We start from the raw sequence: 18,085 nt of genomic DNA, 5'->3' as shown, positions 1-18,085 counted from the left end.
CGCCGCCGGTGCGACCAGGGAACCGGCCCCGGCAACCGGCAGAGCCGCGGCAGGGAGGGCGACGGAAAAAAGGAGGGGGAAGGATGGTCGGGGCGGAGAGATTCGAACTCCCGGCCCTCTGCTCCCAAAGCAGATGCGCTACCAGACTGCGCTACGCCCCGGCCTCCGGGCCTTGTAGGACAAGCCCGCCCTCTTGGGAAGATGGGCACCGGCCGGAGAACCACCGGCAGAGGGCCGCCGGAACACTGGCAGAGGGCCGGCAGGGCTCCGCCATCTGCCGGGGGAACAGGCCGCCCCGGCTGGACGTTCCGCAGCCGGATGCCGAAGCTGACCGGCACCGCACCCCATCAAGGGAGCCTGCCATGACCTGCCTCCGCAAAGGCTTGCCGGCGATCCTGCCGATCCTGCTCGCCGTCGTCCCGGCCGCGGGGGCGGCCCAGCCCGGGCATGGCCATCCCGGGCATGGCCATGGGGGGCCGTCGGTCGTCGCCCGCCTGGCGGCTCAGGGCGGGTGCCCGCCGGGACTGGCGCGGCACGATCCGGCCTGCCTGCCGCCGGGACAGCAGACCGGACGGCAGGCTGTGCGGGACAGGGGCGGGGACAGCGGCAGGGGAACCCTGCATCTCGTGCGGGGGGAACGGGAGCAGCGCGAGGCCGAACGGGCCGTCGCCCTGATCGGTGCGCTGCTGGGCCTGGCCCTGCTTCAGCAGCACCGGGAAGCCGGGACCGAACCCGCCGCCGTCCCTGATCCGGCCCCTGATCCGGCGCCCTCCGGCCTTGCGCCGGCGACCCTCGCCATCGCCCGCATCCCGGCGCGGCCCGCCTGGGTCGAGGCAGCGGCCCGGGCCATGACCGGTCCGGCGGATGCCGAGCCCCTGCCGATCCCGCCGCCACCGCCGGCTGCCGCATCCGTCCCAGAGCCGACGATCGTGGACATCACCGGGCTCTTCGATCGCCCCCTGCCCTCCGGCGCCGCCGCAGGGTCGGACTGATCCGCTGCCCGCCATCCCGGCCGCCCCTCCCCGGAGCCTGGCAGGGGCCCAGCGCCCCGCGGCCCTATTCCGCGGCCACCCGCCGCCGCGCCGCCTCGAGCAGCGGGGCCAGATAGCGCCCGGTATGGCTTCCGGGATGGGCGGCCACCTCTTCGGGCGTGCCGGCGACGACGATCCGCCCGCCCCCCTCGCCGCCCTCGGGGCCGATATCGATCACCCAGTCGGCCGTCTTCACGACATCGAGGTTGTGCTCGATGACCACAACGGTATTGCCCTGATCCACCAGCTCGTGCAGCACCTCGAGCAGCTTGCGCACATCCTCGAAATGCAGGCCCGTCGTCGGCTCGTCGAGGATATAGAGGGTGCGCCCGGTGCTGCGCCGCGACAACTCGCGGGCGAGCTTGACGCGCTGCGCCTCTCCGCCCGACAGGGTGGTGGCCTGCTGGCCGACCTTCACATAGCCTAGGCCCACGCGCATCAGCGCATCCATCTTCTCGCGGATCGCGGGGACGGCGCGGAAGAACTCCTGCGCATCCTCGATGGTCATGTCGAGCACGTCCGCGATGCTCCGGCCCTTGAACTTCACCTCGAGCGTCTCGCGGTTGTAGCGCTTGCCCTTGCAGGTTTCGCAGGTGACATAGACATCGGGCAGGAAATGCATCTCGATGCGGATGACGCCATCGCCCTGGCAGGCCTCGCAGCGCCCCCCCTTGACGTTGAAGCTGAAGCGCCCCGGCTTGTAGCCGCGGGCCTGCGCCTCGGGCAGACCGGCGAACCAGTCGCGGATGGGGGTGAAGGCGCCGACATAGGTGGCCGGGTTGGACCGCGGGGTGCGGCCGATGGGGCGCTGGTCGATGTCGATGACCTTGTCGAGATGCTCGAAGCCCTCGATCGTGTCGCAGGGGGCGGGCGTCTCGCGCGCGCCGTTCAGCGCCACCGCCGCAGTCTTGTAGAGCGTCTCGATGGTGAGGGTGGACTTGCCGCCGCCCGACACGCCCGTGACACAGATGAAGCGCCCCAGCGGGAACTCGGCGGTGACCCCCTTGAGGTTGTTGCCCGTCGCATTGACCACGCGCAGCGTCCTGCCGTTGCCCTCGCGCCGCGCGGCCGGGACGGGAATGGCGCGTCGGCCTGAAAGGTAATCCCCCGTCAGCGAGGCGGGATTCTCCGCGATCTCGGCCGGGGTTCCCTGGGCGACGACCTGTCCGCCATGGACCCCCGCGCCGGGACCGATGTCGAAGACGTAGTCGGCCGTGCGGATCGCATCCTCGTCATGCTCGACCACGATCACCGTGTTGCCCTGATCGCGCAGATTGCGCAGCGTCTCGAGCAGCCGGTCGTTGTCGCGCTGATGCAGGCCGATCGAGGGCTCGTCCAGAACATAGAGCACCCCCGTCAGCCCCGATCCGATCTGCGAGGCCAGGCGGATGCGCTGGCTCTCTCCCCCCGAGAGAGTGCCGGCATTGCGCGCCAGCGTCAGATAGTCGAGACCCACATTGTTGAGGAAACCCAGCCTTTCGCGGATCTCCTTGAGGATGGGACGGGCGATCTCGTTCTTCTGCCCGGAGAGGGCGGCGGGCACCGTCCGCACCCAGTCATGGGCGGCGCGGATCGACATCTGCACCACCTCGCCGATATGCAGCCCGGCGATCTTCACGGCCAGCGCCTCGGGGCGGAGGCGGTGACCGCCGCAGGCATGGCAGGGCCGTTCGTTGCGATACTGCTCGAGCTCCTCGCGCAGCCAGGCGCTGTCCGTCTCCTTCCAGCGCCGTTCCAGATTGGGGATCACCCCCTCGAAGGGACGGCGGACCTGATGGACCCGCCCGCCCTCGTCATAGCGGAAGAGGATCTCCTCGCCCTTCGAGCCGTGCATCAGCGCCTCCCGCGCCGCCTCCGGAAGGTCGCGCCAGCAGGCATTGGGGTCAAAGCCGTAATGCGCGGCCAGAGCCTCGATGGTCTGGGCCGAATAGGGCGACTTCGCGCGCGCCCAGGGGGCGATGGCCCCCTGAGAAAGCCTGCGCGTCACATCCGGCACGATGAGACGTTCGTCAAAGAACATCTCTGCCCCCAGCCCGCCACAGGCCGGACAGGCGCCATAGGGCGCATTGAAGGAGAACAGCCGCGGCTCGATCTCCGGGATCGTGAAGCCACTGACGGGACAGGCGAATTTCTCGCTGAAGGTGATCCGCTCGGGCTTGCCCTCCGGCGGGGCGGTCTCCAGCACCGCGATCCCGTCGGCCAGATCGAGCGCCGTGCGGAAACTGTCGGCCAGACGCGTCTCGAGTCCGGGCCGCACCACGATCCGGTCCACCACCACATCGATGTCGTGCCGCAGCTTCCGGTCGAGCGCGGGGGCCTCCTCGATCTCGTGGAACTGGCCGTCGATCCGCACCCGCTGGAAGCCCTGCTTGCGCAGCTCCAGAAGCTCCTTGCGGTATTCCCCCTTGCGGTCGCGCACGATGGGGGCCAGCAGATAGCCCCGCGTCCCTTCGGGCAGGGCCATCACGCGGTCCACCATGTCCTGCACCTGCTGGGCCTCGATGGGCAGACCGGTCGCGGGGCTGAAGGCCGTGCCCGCCCGCGCGAAGAGCAGACGCAGATAGTCGTAGATCTCCGTCACCGTGCCGACGGTGGAGCGGGGATTCTTCGAGGTCGTCTTCTGTTCGATGGAGATGGCCGGGGACAGGCCCGTGATCCGGTCCACATCCGGCTTTTCCATCATGTCGAGGAACTGGCGCGCATAGGCCGACAGCGATTCGACATAGCGGCGCTGCCCCTCGGCATAGATCGTGTCGAAGGCCAGCGACGACTTGCCCGAACCGGACAGGCCGGTGATGACCACGAGCCTGTCGCGCGGGATGTCGAGATCGATGTTCCTGAGATTGTGCTCGCGCGCGCCGCGAACCTCGATGACCTTCTGCTCGGGCATTCTCCGCGCCTCCGGGATGACGAGTCTCCCTAGCGGAAACGCAGGCCGGAGGAAAGCGGATTGTCGAACGGAACAGGAACGCGCGGCGTCATGCCGCGCGCCCCGCCCTCAGAAATGGATAGCCCGTCCGAAGGCGTCGAGCACCGCCTCATGCATGGCCTCGCTGATCGTCGGATGGGGAAAGACGGTCTCGATCAGCTCGGCCTCGGTCGTCTCCAACGTGCGGGCCACGACATAGCCCTGGATCATCTCCGTGACCTCGGGGCCCACCATATGCGCCCCCAGAAGCTCGCCGGTCTTCGCATCGAAGACGGTCTTGATCATCCCCTCGGGCTCGCCCAGGGCGATGGCCTTGCCGTTGCCGATGAAGGGGAAGCGGCCGACGCGCACCTCATGGCCCAGCTCCTTCGCCCGCGCCTCGGTCAGGCCGACCGAGGCCACCTGCGGATGGCTGTAGGTGCATCCGGGGATGCTGCCCGGCTTCAGGGGGTGGACCTCGCGCCCGGCGATCATCTCGGCGACCATGATGCCCTCATGGCTCGCCTTGTGGGCCAGCCAGGGCGGCCCCGCCACATCGCCGATGGCCCACAGCCCCTCGACCCCCCGTGCGGCAGTATGCGTCCGTGACGACATGGGTCCGCTCGACCCGGACGCCGGCCTCCTCGAGACCGATCCCCTCGACATTGCCGACGATGCCCACGGCCGAGATGACGGTATCGAAGACCTTCTCCTCGGTCTTGCCGCCGGCCTCGATCCGGGCCGTCACATGGCCCTTGCCCTTGGCCAGCGTGACCTTCGCCCCCTCGATCAGCGTCATCCCCTGCCTGGCGAACTGCTTCCTGGCAAAGGCGGAGATCTCGGCATCCTCCACGGGCAGGATGCGATCGACCGCCTCGGCCACCGTCACCTTCGCCCCCAGCGCATTGAAGAAGGACGCGAACTCGATCCCGATGGCGCCCGAACCGATCACCAGCAGATCCTTCGGCATCCGCGGCGGCTGAAGGGCATGGCGATAGGTCCAGATCAGATCGCCATCGGGCTCCATCCCCGGCAGCTCGCGCGCGCGGGCGCCGGTGGCGATGACGATGGCCGGCGCGGCGAGCTCCTGCTCGCCCTTCTCTCCCTTCACGGCAACGCGCCCCTTGCCGGCCAGACGCGCCTCGCCCATCACGACCGTGACCTTGTTCTTCTTCAGCAGATGCCCGACGCCCCCGGCAAGCTGCCGGGCGACCGCGCGGGAACGCTTCACCACCGCATCGAAGTCGAAGGACACGGCGTCGGCCTTCAGCCCGAAATCCTTTGCCCGTTTCATCAGGTGGAAGACCTCGGCCGAACGCAGCAGCGCCTTGGTCGGGATGCAGCCCCAGTTGAGGCAGATGCCGCCCAGATGCTCGCGTTCCACCACCGCGACCTTCAGGCCGAGCTGCGCCCCCCGGATGGCGCAGACATAGCCTCCCGGCCCTGCGCCGATCACGATCATGTCGAAGTCCTGCGCTGCCATGCGCCTCTCCTTCCCGTGAGCCTGAGCTCCGAGATAGCCCGCGATGCGCCCCGGCGCCAGCAATCAGCTGCTGATGCGTTCGGCCCGGATGCGCTTGTAGAGGCCGTATTGCCCCCCTTCGGCAAGGAAGGCCTGCTCCTGCGGCGTGCTGGCGCGGCCCAGCGCGGCGTTGCGCCCCGGAAAGCGGCCGAAGCGGCGGATCTGCTCGCGATGGGCCAGCGCGTGCAGCAGCATGTCCCCGCCGCCATCCGGCATGCCCGTCATCACCAGACGCACGCAGCGGTCCTGATCGTTCAGGTTCTCGCTGTGCATGAGCGGCAGGTAGAAGAACTGGCGCGCGGGCGGCGGGATGCGTCGGTCCCAGCCGCGGGCGATCGCGGCCTTGGCGGCCGCCCGGGCCAGCGGGTCCGAGGCAAAGGCATCGGCATGGCCGCGGAACATGTTGCGGGGGAACTGATCGGTCAGGATCAGATAGGCCAGCGCCTCCTCGGGCGAGGTGAGCCAGAGGCCGAGCCCTCCCTCCATCGCATGGGTCCAGAGCGGCTCGAAGCGTGCCCGGATCGCGGCATCCAGGACCTCGTCCTGCGCATACCATTTCGCCTCGCCGGCCTCGTGCAGCCAGAAGTCGAGGATGTCCTGCGCCGAGGGCAGGAGAGCGTCGGGGCCGGTCCGGGCCGGGGTCATGCGGGTCGTCCTTCGGCTGTGGGGATGTCGGGCGTGGCAGCGACGGGCGTGGCGGCGGCGGGGATGGGGGGCGAATTGCGTCTTTTCGCCGACGATGGGCTTGTCGGGTGCGGCGCGCATCCGCAACAGGGCATAGAGGGCCAGCAGGATCATCAGGATTCCGATGATCCCCCAGAAGCCCGAGGCGCCGATTGCATCCATCACGCCCCCCACCAGGAACGGCCCGGCAATGGCGCCAAGGCCGTTGATCAGCAGCAGCCCGGCCGAGGCCCCGGCCATGTCGCTGCTGTCGAGATAATCATTGGCATAGGCGATGAGCAGGGCATAGAGCGGATTGGAGGTTCCTCCCACCACCGCCGCCGCGAGAAGGGCCACCCAGACCGATCCGGGAAACAGCACGGCCCCGGCCGCCACCCCGCCTCCCAGGGCGGCCAGGATGAGGATCAGCAGCCGCCGGTCCATCCTGTCCGACAGGAACCCGATGGGATACTGCGCCAGCATCGCCGCCGTGTAGGCGAGCGAGACCATCAGCGCGATCTGCCCCTCGGTCAGGCCGGCGCGGGTGCCATAGACGGCCGACATGCCGAACTGCGCGGCAAAGACCGATCCCAGCAGGAACATGCCCATGCAGGCAAGTGGCGAGGCGCGCAGCAGGCGCTGCATCGACAGCGGGCGGGTGTTCTCGAAGGCGGGCGCGGTCTGCGTGACCGAAAGCAGCACGGGGGCGAAGGACAGCGAGACGAGCACCGACGGGATGATGAACACGGCAAAGCCCATCACGTCGCCCTGCGTGATCAGCCACTGCGCCGTGACGATCCCGCCCATCTGCACGACCATGTAGAGCGACAGCGCCTTGCCGCGGTTCTCGTTGGAGGCGGCGTTGTTGAGCCAGGATTCGGCGGTGATGTAGACCCCGCAATAGCAGAAGCCGATCACCACGCGGCCCAGCGCCCAGGCCCAGGGCTCGGGCAGCAGCGGATAGAGGATCAGGATGGCCGAGATCATCGATCCCAGCGCCGAGAAGACCCGCACATGCCCGACCCGCTGGATGAGGACCGGCGCCAGCCGCGAGGCGAAGAGGAAACCGACGAAATAGGCCGACATCACCACGCTGATCTCGAGCGTGGCAAAGCCTTCCGCCTGCGCCCGCAGCCCCAGCAGCGTGCCCTGCAGACCATTGCCGATCATCAGCAGATAGATGCCCAGAAGCAGCGCCCAGGCGCTGCCGAGAACCTGAATCATCGCCCACCCCCTCCCCCTGTCCGTCCAGCCTGCATCCTCCCTTCAGGGACCGGCCGTCCACCCGCGACAGGCTGCATCGCTCAGCGCCCTCCCGGCAACAGCAGCGAGGCATCGCCATAAGAGAAGAAGCGATACCCCTCCCGGATGGCATGATCATAGACCTCGCGGATGCGGTCGATACCCAGAAAGGCCGAGACCAGCATCATCAGCGTCGATCTGGGCAGGTGGAAATTCGTCATCAGCCCGTCGCAGGCCCGGAAGTCGAAGCCGGGGGTGATGAAGATGTCGGTCTCGCCCTGCCAGGGTACGACCTCACCCCGGCCCGCGCGCGCGGCCGTCTCGAGCAGGCGCATCGCGGTGGTGCCCACCGCGATCACGCGCCGTCCCTCTGCCCTTGCGGCCCGGATGATCGCCGCCGCCGCCTCCGTGACCTCGCCCCATTCGGCATGCATGCGGTGATCGCGGATGTCGTCCACCTTGACCGGCAGGAAGGTCCCTGCCCCGACATGCAGCGTGACATGGACGAAACCGATACCCGCCGCCTCGAGCGACCGCAGCAGATCGGCATCGAAATGGAGCGAGGCCGTGGGTGCCGCCACCGCCCCTTCGCGCGCAGCCCAGACCGTCTGGTAATCCTCGCGGTCCGCCTCGTCGGCGGGGCGCAGCGCCTCGATGTAGGGGGGCAGAGGCATGGACCCCGCCCGCGCCAGCGCCTCGGCGAAGGCGTCAGGAGAGAGGGCGAAGCGCAGCCTTGCCTGCCCCTCCTCCACCCCTTCGAAAGTCGCCGACAGCCCTTCGCCGAAATCGATGACCTCGCCCTCCCGCAGCTTGCGCAGGGGCCTGACCAGCGCCATCCACAGCCCCCCGCCGCGGTCGGACAGCAGCGTCGCCTCGATCCGCGCCGCCGCCTCTCCCCGCCGCCGCAGCCCGCGCAGCCGCGCCGGGATCACCTTGGTGTCATTGAGCACCAGCAGATCGCCGGGCCGCAGCAGCCCCGGCAGATCCCAGACCCGCCGGTCGAGCAGCTCGTCCGGCGTTGCCACGAGAAGCCGCGCCGAGGATCGCGGCCGCGCAGGCCGCGTGGCGATCAGCCCGTCGGGCAGGTCGAAGTCGAAATCGGACAGTTTCATGCCAGCTCCGCTATCCTGCCGTCATGCGCGCGTCCACTCAGGCGGGGGCGGGGCGCGGAAGATTTCCCGCAGGAAGCCCGGTGTCAGCGCCGACAGCGGGTTGATCGCCACGCTGGGGGCCTCTGGCGGCCCCTCGAGCGTGAAGTCGAAACCGAACAGCCCCTCCCCGCGCCGCGTCAGCAGCGCACCGATCCCGTTGACGAGGTAGAAGGGCGAAAGCACACCCCGCAGCTCCATCCGTCCTGTCGTCAGATCGTAGCTTCCTTCCACGGAAAGCCCCAGCCCCGCGCCCACGGCGCTTGATCGCTGCACCGTCACGCGGCCGGGATCGATGCGGAACTCGCCCTGCACCTCGTCGAAGAGGATGCCGGGACCGCCGAGCTGCTGCAGCAGTCCCACCACGGAGACGGCATTGAGCAGATGCGCCAGTGCCGGCGCCTCGCGCACGCGCAGGGATCGCAGGAACAGCTCCGCCTTCCAGGCCTGCGATCCCGCCGGCAGAAGCAGCAGATCGAGCGTGCCCCCCTCCGCCCCCGCGAAGAAGCCCGCCGCCCGCAGCACCGCGCCGGCATCCGATCCCTGCACCCGCGCGCCCACGCGCCCGCCCTGCGGCGCCAGCCGCCCCGTCACGGCCGGCCCGCCATTCACCTGCCCGGCAAAGCGGCCCTCCAGTCCCTGCGCCGTATTCAGCACCGCCGTCACATCGGTCAGCGCCAGTCCCCCTGTCACCTGCACGCGGTCGAGCCGTCCCGTGATCGGCCCGCCGCCGCCGCGCCCGCCGCCGCCGCTGCCCAGCTGCGCATGGGCCAGGTCGAGCGTCCCCCCCCGCAGCTCGACCGCCATTCCCGGGCCAAGGAGCGAGACGGGCGCGTCGAGCCAGTCCCCCACCTGCAGCCGGTCGAGATCGAGCCGCTCGAGCCCCCCCGTGGCGCCGATCCGCAGCGATCCTTGCGCCGAAAGCCCCGGCGCATCGAGGGCGAGACGCTCCACCACGGGGGAGCGACCCAGCCGTCCCTCGAGGACGAGGGTGCCCCTCTGCGCCGCGGCCTTGGACCAGCCGATCTGCGGCACGGCCAGCGCAAGCCCCTCGAGCGTCGAGCGGAAGGAAAAGGCCGGAGGCTGCCCCGGCCGCAGATCCAGGAGAAGCCGCCCGCTGCCCGCCCCCCGCAGCATGCCCTCGGGCAGGGCGATGCCCAGGGCGGCCAGCGTCGGGGGGCTGACCGCGACATCGGCCTCAAGGCGCGAGGCGCCGCGATCGGCATGGGCCATCCGCCATGTGCCCGTGGCCTCGGCACCATCCAGCCGGGCCGTCCCGGCGATCTCGATCCCCGCTTCGGTCGCCGCCAGGGTCAGATGCTCCGCCTCGAGCCGGCGCCCCGGCACCAGCCTGTCGCTCTGCACCCCGGTCAGCAGACCCTGCAGGTCGTAGCGCAGATCGCCCGGCCTCATCCGCCCCAGGCGCAGATCCACCGTGCCGGCCAGCCTTGCCTGCCCCTCGGCCAGCGCCACGGGCAGACCGGCCCGGCTGAGGAAGCGCCAGGCCGGCACGTCGAGCACCGACAGCGCCGCCTCGATGGCGCCTTCCGCCCGCAGATGCAGCCGCGCCGGCGGCGGGGCGCCGGCGTCTGCTCCGGCGGGGGGATCACCAGGGCGGAACCGTCCAACCTCAGCGCGCCGCCCTGCGCGGGCCAGAGCGTGCCGGCATCGAGCGAGACCGCAAGGCCTGCCTCGTCCCAGCTCAGCAGCCCCGAGGCCTGTTCGATCGGCGGATGGGAGGGAAGGGGACGCAGGCTTGTCCCCTCGAAGCGCGACGTGACGGCGAATTGGGGCCTCTGCCCCTCCGACAGCCGGAGCGAGGCCGCCAGCCCCCGGAGCGCCCCTTCCAGCAGGTTGGTCTCCAGCCAGGCGCGCAGGCCGGGGCGCCATCCCTGCGGCCAGAGCGCCAGGATGCGGTCGCGCCCAAGACGGCCGGCGCGTGCATCCAGCGCCACCTCCCAGCCGCCATCCGGCGTCCGCACCCGGCCCGACAGCGTCAGCCCTTCGTCCCCGCCGAGCGCGACATCCGCCTGCGCGACCTCGAGGGCAAAGGGCTGCAGCCGCAGCCGGAACTGGGCGCCGGCCTGATCCCAGCGCAGCGGCTCGGGATAAAGGCCCGGCGGGTCGATCACGATCTGGCGCAGGGTGAACTGGCCGATGAGACTGCGCGGCAGACCGTTGACGATGTCCTGCAGCGCGGCCTGCCCCTCGCCCCTGACCGACCCCCAATCGCTGCGGACCTCCACCCGGTCGAAGCGGAGCGTCTGGTCCTCCGGGTTCCAGGACAGATAGGCGCGCGCCAGATCGAAGCCCACGGGCGGGGCGGCCGGATCGGGCCGCAACGCCCCGGCCGCCATCTTGAGGGCAAGGCCCACCGGCCCCAGGGCGCCGTTCGCGTCCACCTCGGCCCGCAGCGACAGGGAGAGGGGGGCATCGACAACGCCGAGCCAGGCCAGGGCCGGGGACTGGCTGGCCACATCCGTCGCCGCCACATCGATCATGGTCAGGCCGATGCGCGCCGCAGGGCTGCCGCGCGGGCTTTCATAGACAAGACGGGCGCGGCTGGCATAGGCCCGGCCCGACAGCAGCGCGACCTCGCCCGTCAGCTTTGTCTCGCCCCCCGTGAGGTCGAGCGCCAGCATCCCCCCGTCGAGCGTCCAGCTCCGCCCGGCCCGCGCATCCTCGTAATTGACCACGAGGCCCTCGACCCTCACCCCTTGCAGCGCCGCGAGGGCGGGCGATCGAACAGGGCCTCGAACCGTTCGGGCAGCGCCAGAAGCGTGGCTCCGGTCCAGGCGGGGGCGCTGTCCTCATCGCCCCCGAAGGCCAGATCCAGCTGCCCGTCCCGCCCGCGCCGGAGCGACAGGACCGCCCCGCGCAGCGCGATCTGCTGCACCAGAAGGCGGCGGTCGAGGATCAGGCCGCGGGGCGACAGCGTGACGGCCAGCTCCGGCACGCGGGCCAGGACGCGCCCTGCCCCGTCGCTCAGGCTGACATCAAGGAGGCGGATCCGCGGATGCAGGTCGCGGCCGATCTCCAGCCGCAGGGCGCCGAAGCGCAGCGCATCCTCGCCCAGGCTCGCCGCGGCGGCCTGTTCCACCCGCTCGCGCAGCCAAGGGGGGGCGGCGATCTCGCGCCCGATCAGCCACAGCGGCGCCGGCAGCAGCAGGATCAGCAGCAGCAGCGCCCCGAGCGTCGCGGCGGCCAGGCGCCGCCCCGCCTTCCGCTGCCGGGGCGGCGGCCCGGACGCGGGGAATGCGCCAGGGTCGCGCATGTCTCCCCGTCCTGCCGCTACGGCTGTCCTGCCCGTCTGTTCCATGCCTGCCCGCACGCCTCTTGCGGCTTTCATCATCGCCCCGCTCCGGCCGGAGCCCAAGCGCGACGCGCGCCGCACCCCCGGACCCGCCTGCCCGAGTCGCCGCTCCGCCACGCGACCCCGCCGGCAAGACCGCCGATCCGCGACTCGCTTCGCTCCCGCAGCTTCGGGACCCGCCGATGCCTGTCCCCGCCGTCAGAGGCGCGCCGGGTCAAGGCCGTCCCGGCTCACAGATGCGGGACCGGCGCGCACCGGTTCCACCTGGCCGTCCTGATCGGCAGATTCCTGCCAAGCGGCGGCAATTCTCCTCCGCCGGCCCTGACAGGGATCCCTAAAATCGTTGCGGCCTGCCGGCCGGCCCGCTACCCCCTTCTGCCATCGGAAGGCCGGCAAGGGCCTGGGACAGCAACGGGGCGGAGCATTGACCTCACGACTGGCGCAGCGCGTCCATGCGGCACTCGAACGTCGCTTCCCCGAGAGGCGTCTGTTCATCCGGTCCGATGACCACACCCGCTTCATCCGTCTGCGGCCGGGCACCCAGATCGCCTTCTGGACGGTGTCCGCCCTCACGCTGGGCTGGACCATCGTCGCCACGGCCATCGTGCTGATGGATTCGATCGGCGCCGGCAATTTCCGCGCCCAGGCCGAACGCGACCAGGCCGTCTACGAGGACCGCCTTCTGGCCATGGCCGCCGAACGCGATGCCTATGCCGCCGAGGCCGCCAGCGCGCGGGAACGCTTTGCCGCCGCCCTGGCTCAGGTCTCGGCCATGCAGAGCGAACTGCTCGCCGCCGAAGAGCGGGCGCGCGAGCTGTCCACCTCGCTCGCCGTGGTCCAGGACACGCTGCGCCGCGCCGTGGCCGAGCGCGAGGACGCGCAGACCAGGCTCGCCGCGATGACCGCCGATGAACCCGGTGCCGCAACCTCCGAGCTGGCCGATGCGCTCGATTTCGTGACCGACGCGCTGGCCGATACCGCCGCCGATCGCGACCGCCATGCCTCCATGGCCGAAGAGGCCACGCGCCTTGCGGGGGATCTCGACCTCGAACTGCGCCTGATGGAGGAACGCAACGACGAGATCTTCCGCCAGCTCGAAGAGGCGATGCAGATCTCCGTCGAACCGCTGGACAATCTGTTCCGCACCGCGGGTCTCGATCCCGACCGCATCATCGAGGAGGTGCGCCGCGGCTATTCCGGAACCGGGGGGCCGCTGACGCCGATCGCCTATTCCACCATGGGCCCCGCCGGGATCGATGACGGCACGATGCGCGCCAACCGCATCCTCGATCAGCTCGATCAGCTCAATCTCTACCGCATCGCCGTCGAGCGGGTGCCCTTCGCGCTGCCCCTTCAGGACAGTTTCCGCTGGACATCGGGTTTCGGAACGCGCTGGGGCCGGATGCATGAAGGTGTCGACATGGCCGGCCCCGTCGGAACGCCGGTCTATGCCACGGCCGATGGCGTGGTGGTCTTCGCCGGCTGGGAATCGGGCTATGGTCGCCTCGTTCGCATCCGGCACGATTTCGGGATCGAGACGCGCTATGCCCATCTCAATGCGATCCGGGTCGAGGTCGGCCAAAGGGTCTCGCGCGGAGAGCGCATCGGTGATATGGGCAACTCCGGACGATCCACCGGGCCCCATCTCCACTACGAGATCAGGGTGGGAGGCCAGCCCATCAACCCCATGATCTATATCAGAGCAGGCGACGATGTTTTCTAAGTCCAAGATCAACGAGCCCGGGCCGGCGGCCCAGCCGCCGCAACCCGTGCCCCCGCCGCCGGGCGCTGCCCCCGCCGCCGACTACCGGCCCCAGCCCCCCAAGGCGAAGCCCCCTGCCTCGATCCTCTCCTCGGATCTGCAGATCAAGGGCAACATCAAGACCACGGGGGATCTGCAGATCGACGGCCAGGTAGAGGGGGATATCCGTGCCCATCTGCTGACCGTCGGCGAAGGGGCCACTGTCCGCGGCGAACTGATGGCCGATGACGTCGTCATCCATGGGCGCATCGTCGGGCGTGTGCGGGGCCTCAAGGTCCGTCTGACGGCGACCGCCCGCGTCGAAGGCGACATCATCCACAAGACCATCGCCATCGAATCGGGCGCCCATTTCGAAGGCTCCGTCCAGCGGCAGGACGATCCGCTCAATGCGGCGACCAAGGTCCTGCCCAAGCCCACGATCCCCCCCGCCGACAGCCAGGGCTGAAGGCTATCCGGGGATGCTGTGGGAAAGGGGCGCCCGGCGCCCCTTTTTCGTGTCCGCATCGGCGCAGCGGATGGGCCGGGCGATGCCCGGTGGGCAGCGGGGGGGGGCGTCGGAACTGCCACGCCATGGCGGCACAGGAAGCCTTGGCGCGACCGGAAGCCCTGCTGGCGTTAACCGGATCTTAAGCTTTCTGTGGCAGTCTGATTCGCAGGCACCGGACGGCCCGCCTGATGGTGCCGCATATCGCGCGCCTGATCCTGGGGGGCGACCATGCCCGCGTTCTGCCGGCCGGCGCCCTGATCGGGGCGCTGCTGCTGCTGTGGGCCGATATCGCCGCCCGCACCCTGATGGCGCCCGAGGACATGCCCATCGGCATCGTCACCGGCCTGGTGGGCGGGCTGTTCTTCGTCCGCCTGCTGGGACGGAAGGCCGCCTGAGGCCCTGCCCCGGATCCGCCATGGTCTGTCCCAGTTGGCGGCTGTGGCGTTAACCGGATCTTAAGCTTTCTGTGGCAGTCTGATTCGCAGGCACCGGACGGCCCGCCCCGGCAGGGGGAGCCCGGGCTGAAGGGTGCCTGCGGGCTCCGCAGGGGCATGCCGCATTCTGCGGCATCCTTGCGCGCGTCCGCCCCTTCCGCTCTTTGGCCGGACGCGCCGTGGCTGTGCGCGCCCGCCGGGCCACTCCCCCGGGGTTGCTGTCGCGGCACCGAAGGAGCCATAGGGCCATCTCCCCCCGCCCCGCGCAGCGCCCCTGCCGCACCACCGCTGCGAAACCCCGCAGAAACGGCCGGGCTGTCCTGTCGCGTCCTGCGGCGGGGCCGGCTGCGGGGCCGGCTGCGGGGCAGTCTGCCTGGCGGTCTGTCCGCCGCAGTCCCCTGCCCCCGTGCCGTTGGCCGTCAGCCCGCCTGTCAGCGCCTGCCGGACGCCCCCCGTCAGCCCGCCGGCCTGAGGTCCTCGGGCAGCAGCGCCTCGGGCCAGTTCTGGTAGCAGACGGGGCGCAGCCAGCGACGGATGGACAGCGTGCCCACGCTGGTCGCGCCGAAATTGGTGGAGGCGGGATAGGGTCCGCCATGGACCATGGCATCGGCGACCTCGACCCCGGTGGGGAAGCCGTTCGCCAGAAGACGCCCGGCCTTGCGTTCGAGAACCGGCACAAGGCGCTGCGCCAGATCCATGTCGCCGTCCTCGAGGTGGAGCGTCGCCGTAAGCTGTCCGTCCATCGCCTCGGCGACCCGGAGCATCTCCTCGCCATCGCGCACCCGCACGAGCAGGCCCAGCGGGCCGAAGACTTCCTCGGCCAGATGCGGCTGACGCAGGAAATGCTCGCCCGTCACCTCATAGAGCAGGGGGGTTGCGTTGCGGCCTTCGGGGCGGGTCTCATGCAGGGCGCGCACGCCTTCGGCACTGGCTACGCGGTGGCACCCTTCGCGATAGGCCTGGGCGATGCCATCGGTCAGCATGACCTGCGGCCCCACCTTGGCGAGGGCGGCGGTCGTCGCTTCGGCAAGGCGGTCTGCGGACGGCCCGTCCATCGCCACCGCGAGGCCGGGATTGGTGCAGAACTGCCCTGCCCCCTGCGTGAGCGAAGCGGCCCAGCCTTCGGCGATCTGCGCCCCTCGCGCGGCCAGGGCGGCGGGCAGGAGGAAGACGGGATTGACCGATCCCAGCTCTCCGAAGAAGGGGATCGGTTCGGGCCTGCGGGCACAGAGATCGAACAGGGCCCGCCCGCCGGCCAGCGATCCGGTGAAGCCCACCGCCCGGATGACCGGATGGGTGACAAGGGCCTCGCCCACCTTGCGATCCCCGCCCTGGATGAAGGAGAAGACCCCCGGCGGCACGCCCAGTGCGACGATGGCGGCGCGGATCGCTTCGGCGACGACCTCGCCCGTGCCCGGATGCGCCGTGTGCCCCTTGACCACAACCGGGCAACCCGCCGCCAGGGCCGACGCCGTGTCCCCCCCCGCCACCGAGAAGGCCAACGGGAAATTCGACGCCCCGAAGACCGCCACCGGCCCGATCGGCCGCTGCACGAGCTTCAGATCCGGGCGCGGCAGGGGCTTGCGGTCCGGCAGGGCGGGGTCGTGCCGACGATCGAGGTAATCCCCCTTGCGGATATGATCCGCGAACAGGCGGAGCTGGCCGGTGGTGCGGCCCCTTTCGGCGTCCAGCCGTGCCGGGGGCAAGCCGGTCTCGCGATGGGCCACTTCGGTCAGGCGGGCACCGCGGGCCTCGATCTCTTCGGCAATGCGTTCGAGGAAGGCGGCTCTCTCTTCGCGCGAAAGGGCAGCATAGGCTCCGAAGTCGGCCTCGGCCCCGCGGCAGGCACGGTCCACCAGCGCGGGGGATCCGAGGGCGAATTCCTGGGCTTCGCCGGTCCAGGGGGCAGAGAGGAAAAACCCTTCGCCCTCCACCCATTCGCCTGCGATCAGATGCCGTCCCTGCGCTTCGCCGCCTGTGCCGCGTCCTGCCATCTCATGCCCTCCGAGTCCTGCTGCGGGGCGCAATCTGGCGTCCCGCCGCCGGGATGTCCACTGTCCGGCCCTCAGACCAGCCAGCGCAGCACGACATGGCGGATGGACAGCACCACGGCGAGCTGTCCCAGCGTGGAGATCAGCCCGAGGCCCGCCTGCATCCCGTAGGACACGCCCTCGATCGGGAGGAACAGCGGCCGCAGCAGCGCCACCGCGACCACCGACAGGGCGAGCAGAGGAAGATGCCGCCCCGCCTCGCGCGAGCGCAGCAGCAGCGCGACGAAGGCAACAAGAAGACCCAGGCGGAGCGGGTCCGTCACCTGGTCCAGAAGGATCGCGGTCGGGGTCATCGGGGTCTCCTGTCCGTTTCGCTGCAAGGATAGGCATCCCGTCGGCCAGCCCCAAGAGAGCGGATCACAGGAGCCCCCGCTGTGCGAGATTGCGCATCAGCGCCCCCAGCCCGAAGGTCCATTCCGGCGCCTCGGTCGCCAGTGCCACACGGTTGACGAGTGTGCCCAGTCCCGGTGCCGCGATCGTCACCCGGTCGCCGGGATGATGCGTGAAGCCCTGTCCCGGCGCGTCGCGATCTTCCACGGGGGCGAACAGCGTGCCCAGATAGAGCATCATCCCGTCAGGATACTGATGGTGCCGCCCCATCGCCTGCGCCACGAGATCGAGCGGATCGCGGCTGATCTCGGCCATGGAGGAGCGGCCCTCCATCCGGTAGCCACCCTCCCCTTCCACCAGGAGGGTCAGATCGAGCCGGCGCACATCCTCGATCCCGAAGCTGCGATCGAACAGACGCAGGAAGGGTCCGATGGCAGCCGAGGCGTTGTTGTCCTTGGCCTTGCCCAGAAGCAGCGCCGAACGCCCCTCGACATCGCGCAGATTGACATCATTGCCCAGCGTGGCGCCCCGCACCCGGCCGCGCGGATCGACGGCCAGGACGACCTCCGGCTCGGGGTTGTTCCAGCGCGAGACGGGATGGAGCCCCACTTCCGCGCCCCAGCCCACGGCCGCCATCGGCGGGCATTTGGTGAACACCTCTGCATCCGGCCCGATGCCCACCTCGAGATATTGCGACCACAGCCCCTCGGCCTGCAGCACGGCCCTGACCTCCGCCGCCGCCGCGGATCCGGGAACGAGGTCGCGCAGCCTTTCGCCCACCACGGCCCCGACACGGGCCCGGATGGCCTCGGCCCGCGACGGATCGCCCCCTGCCCGTTCCTCGATCACCCGTTCGATCATGGAACGGGCAAAGGTCACGCCGCAGGCCTTCACCACCTGCAGGTCGCAGGGCGCCAGAAGGCGCGATGCCCCTGCATCGCGGCGGGCGGCGGCCTCGAGGCTCATCGCCTCCCATTCCCCGATCGGGCCGATCTCCTCGCCGCCGGCACAGGCCTCCGGGATGTCCTCCGCGGCCAGAAGGGCGCTCAGGGTCGGGAAGGCGCGCGAGGTGACATCGCGCAGCCGCCCATCCCGAAGCGTCACGACACAGGGGCCGATCCCCTCGCGCCAGACCCGTCCCAGATAAAGTCCGTCCCTGTCCAGTTCCATGTCCTGCCTCCCCCGGGGCCTTCC

12 protein-coding genes, 1 tRNA gene and 2 pseudogenes are annotated in these 18,085 nt (G+C 70.4%); 4 read left to right on the top strand and 11 right to left on the bottom strand.

Translation table 11 applies throughout. The annotated features are described in order from the left end of the window. Positions 1-84 precede the first annotated feature (84 nt). A tRNA-Pro gene (locus RUTHE_RS14620) sits at positions 85-161 on the bottom strand. A gap of 201 nt (positions 162-362) precedes the next feature. Here RUTHE_RS14620 and RUTHE_RS14615 point away from each other — a divergent pair. Further along, the gene (locus RUTHE_RS14615; RefSeq protein ID WP_021099261.1) at positions 363-992 is read left to right on the top strand and encodes a hypothetical protein; all 630 of its coding nucleotides are present in this window, start codon (positions 363-365) and stop codon (positions 990-992) included. A 64-nt stretch (positions 993-1,056) separates the two neighbouring features. Here the strand turns inward: RUTHE_RS14615 and uvrA are convergent, their stop codons facing one another. The 7 genes and pseudogenes from uvrA to RUTHE_RS15680 form a co-directional block, all read right to left on the bottom strand. Continuing rightward, the gene (uvrA, locus tag RUTHE_RS14610) at positions 1,057-3,921 is read right to left on the bottom strand and encodes an excinuclease ABC subunit UvrA (protein WP_021099260.1); all 2,865 of its coding nucleotides are present in this window, start codon (positions 3,919-3,921) and stop codon (positions 1,057-1,059) included. A gap of 108 nt (positions 3,922-4,029) precedes the next feature. Beyond that, positions 4,030-5,422: pseudogene (gene lpdA / locus RUTHE_RS14605) on the bottom strand (dihydrolipoyl dehydrogenase). A gap of 63 nt (positions 5,423-5,485) precedes the next feature. After that, positions 5,486-7,348, bottom strand: a complete 1,863-nt coding sequence (locus tag RUTHE_RS18460; protein ID WP_021099257.1) for a DUF924 family protein — start codon at positions 7,346-7,348, stop codon at positions 5,486-5,488. 80 nt (positions 7,349-7,428) lie between these two features. After that, positions 7,429-8,478: a tRNA preQ1(34) S-adenosylmethionine ribosyltransferase-isomerase QueA gene (gene queA / locus RUTHE_RS14590; protein ID WP_021099256.1), complete on the bottom strand. Its 1,050-nt coding sequence runs from the start codon at positions 8,476-8,478 to the stop codon at positions 7,429-7,431. Positions 8,479-8,499: 21 nt separating this feature from the next. Further along, positions 8,500-10,035: an AsmA-like C-terminal region-containing protein gene (locus RUTHE_RS15690; RefSeq protein WP_051150491.1), complete on the bottom strand. Its 1,536-nt coding sequence runs from the start codon at positions 10,033-10,035 to the stop codon at positions 8,500-8,502. After that, complete coding sequence (locus RUTHE_RS16555; protein ID WP_051150490.1) at positions 9,924-11,228, bottom strand: hypothetical protein; 1,305 nt, start codon at positions 11,226-11,228, stop codon at positions 9,924-9,926. Before RUTHE_RS16555 ends, RUTHE_RS15690 begins: the two co-directional genes overlap by 112 nt. Further along, a complete protein-coding gene (locus RUTHE_RS15680; protein WP_021099253.1) occupies positions 11,225-11,788 on the bottom strand; it encodes an Uncharacterized protein involved in outer membrane biogenesis in 564 nt (187 codons plus the stop codon). The genes RUTHE_RS16555 and RUTHE_RS15680 overlap by 4 nt, the downstream gene beginning before the upstream one ends. 463 nt (positions 11,789-12,251) lie before the next feature. Here RUTHE_RS15680 and RUTHE_RS14580 point away from each other — a divergent pair, with 463 nt between their 5' ends. From RUTHE_RS14580 to RUTHE_RS14570, 3 genes and pseudogenes are all read left to right on the top strand, one after another. Beyond that, positions 12,252-13,550, top strand: a complete 1,299-nt coding sequence (locus RUTHE_RS14580; RefSeq protein ID WP_021099252.1) for a M23 family metallopeptidase — start codon at positions 12,252-12,254, stop codon at positions 13,548-13,550. Then, positions 13,540-14,034 carry a bactofilin family protein gene (locus RUTHE_RS14575; RefSeq protein ID WP_021099251.1) on the top strand — a complete coding sequence of 165 codons (495 nt, stop codon included), beginning with the start codon at positions 13,540-13,542 and terminating at the stop codon, positions 14,032-14,034. Before RUTHE_RS14580 ends, RUTHE_RS14575 begins: the two co-directional genes overlap by 11 nt. Positions 14,035-14,261: 227 nt before the next feature. Further along, positions 14,262-14,471: pseudogene (locus RUTHE_RS14570) on the top strand (iron chelate uptake ABC transporter family permease subunit); the annotation flags it as partial. A gap of 494 nt (positions 14,472-14,965) precedes the next feature. Here the strand turns inward: RUTHE_RS14570 and RUTHE_RS14565 are convergent. From RUTHE_RS14565 to RUTHE_RS14555, 3 genes are all read right to left on the bottom strand, one after another. Continuing rightward, complete coding sequence (locus RUTHE_RS14565) at positions 14,966-16,504, bottom strand: aldehyde dehydrogenase (NADP(+)) (protein ID WP_021099249.1); 1,539 nt, start codon at positions 16,502-16,504, stop codon at positions 14,966-14,968. 71 nt (positions 16,505-16,575) lie between these two features. Next, the gene (locus RUTHE_RS14560; RefSeq protein ID WP_021099248.1) at positions 16,576-16,854 is read right to left on the bottom strand and encodes a hypothetical protein; all 279 of its coding nucleotides are present in this window, start codon (positions 16,852-16,854) and stop codon (positions 16,576-16,578) included. Between the two features lie 64 nt (positions 16,855-16,918). Continuing rightward, on the bottom strand, positions 16,919-18,061 hold the full coding sequence (locus tag RUTHE_RS14555; RefSeq protein WP_021099247.1) for a fumarylacetoacetate hydrolase family protein: 1,143 nt from the start codon (positions 18,059-18,061) through the stop codon (positions 16,919-16,921). Positions 18,062-18,085: the final 24 nt, after the last annotated feature.

This window comes from Rubellimicrobium thermophilum DSM 16684 (assembly GCF_000442315.1).
GTDB lineage: Bacteria > Pseudomonadota > Alphaproteobacteria > Rhodobacterales > Rhodobacteraceae > Rubellimicrobium > Rubellimicrobium thermophilum.
This window is presented reverse-complemented; position numbering and strand designations above follow the sequence as displayed.

Coding starts and splice junctions, on each gene's coding strand:
- RUTHE_RS15680 (WP_021099253.1), bottom strand. CDS start 11,788: ATGCGCGACCCTGGCGCATTCCCCGCGTCCGGGCCGCCGCCCCGGCAG.
- RUTHE_RS14615 (WP_021099261.1), top strand. CDS start 363: ATGACCTGCCTCCGCAAAGGCTTGCCGGCGATCCTGCCGATCCTGCTC.
- RUTHE_RS18460 (WP_021099257.1), bottom strand. CDS start 7,348: ATGATTCAGGTTCTCGGCAGCGCCTGGGCGCTGCTTCTGGGCATCTAT.
- RUTHE_RS14555 (WP_021099247.1), bottom strand. CDS start 18,061: ATGGAACTGGACAGGGACGGACTTTATCTGGGACGGGTCTGGCGCGAG.
- queA (WP_021099256.1), bottom strand. CDS start 8,478: ATGAAACTGTCCGATTTCGACTTCGACCTGCCCGACGGGCTGATCGCC.
- RUTHE_RS14560 (WP_021099248.1), bottom strand. CDS start 16,854: ATGACCCCGACCGCGATCCTTCTGGACCAGGTGACGGACCCGCTCCGC.
- RUTHE_RS14565 (WP_021099249.1), bottom strand. CDS start 16,504: ATGGCAGGACGCGGCACAGGCGGCGAAGCGCAGGGACGGCATCTGATC.
- uvrA (WP_021099260.1), bottom strand. CDS start 3,921: ATGCCCGAGCAGAAGGTCATCGAGGTTCGCGGCGCGCGCGAGCACAAT.
- RUTHE_RS14575 (WP_021099251.1), top strand. CDS start 13,540: ATGTTTTCTAAGTCCAAGATCAACGAGCCCGGGCCGGCGGCCCAGCCG.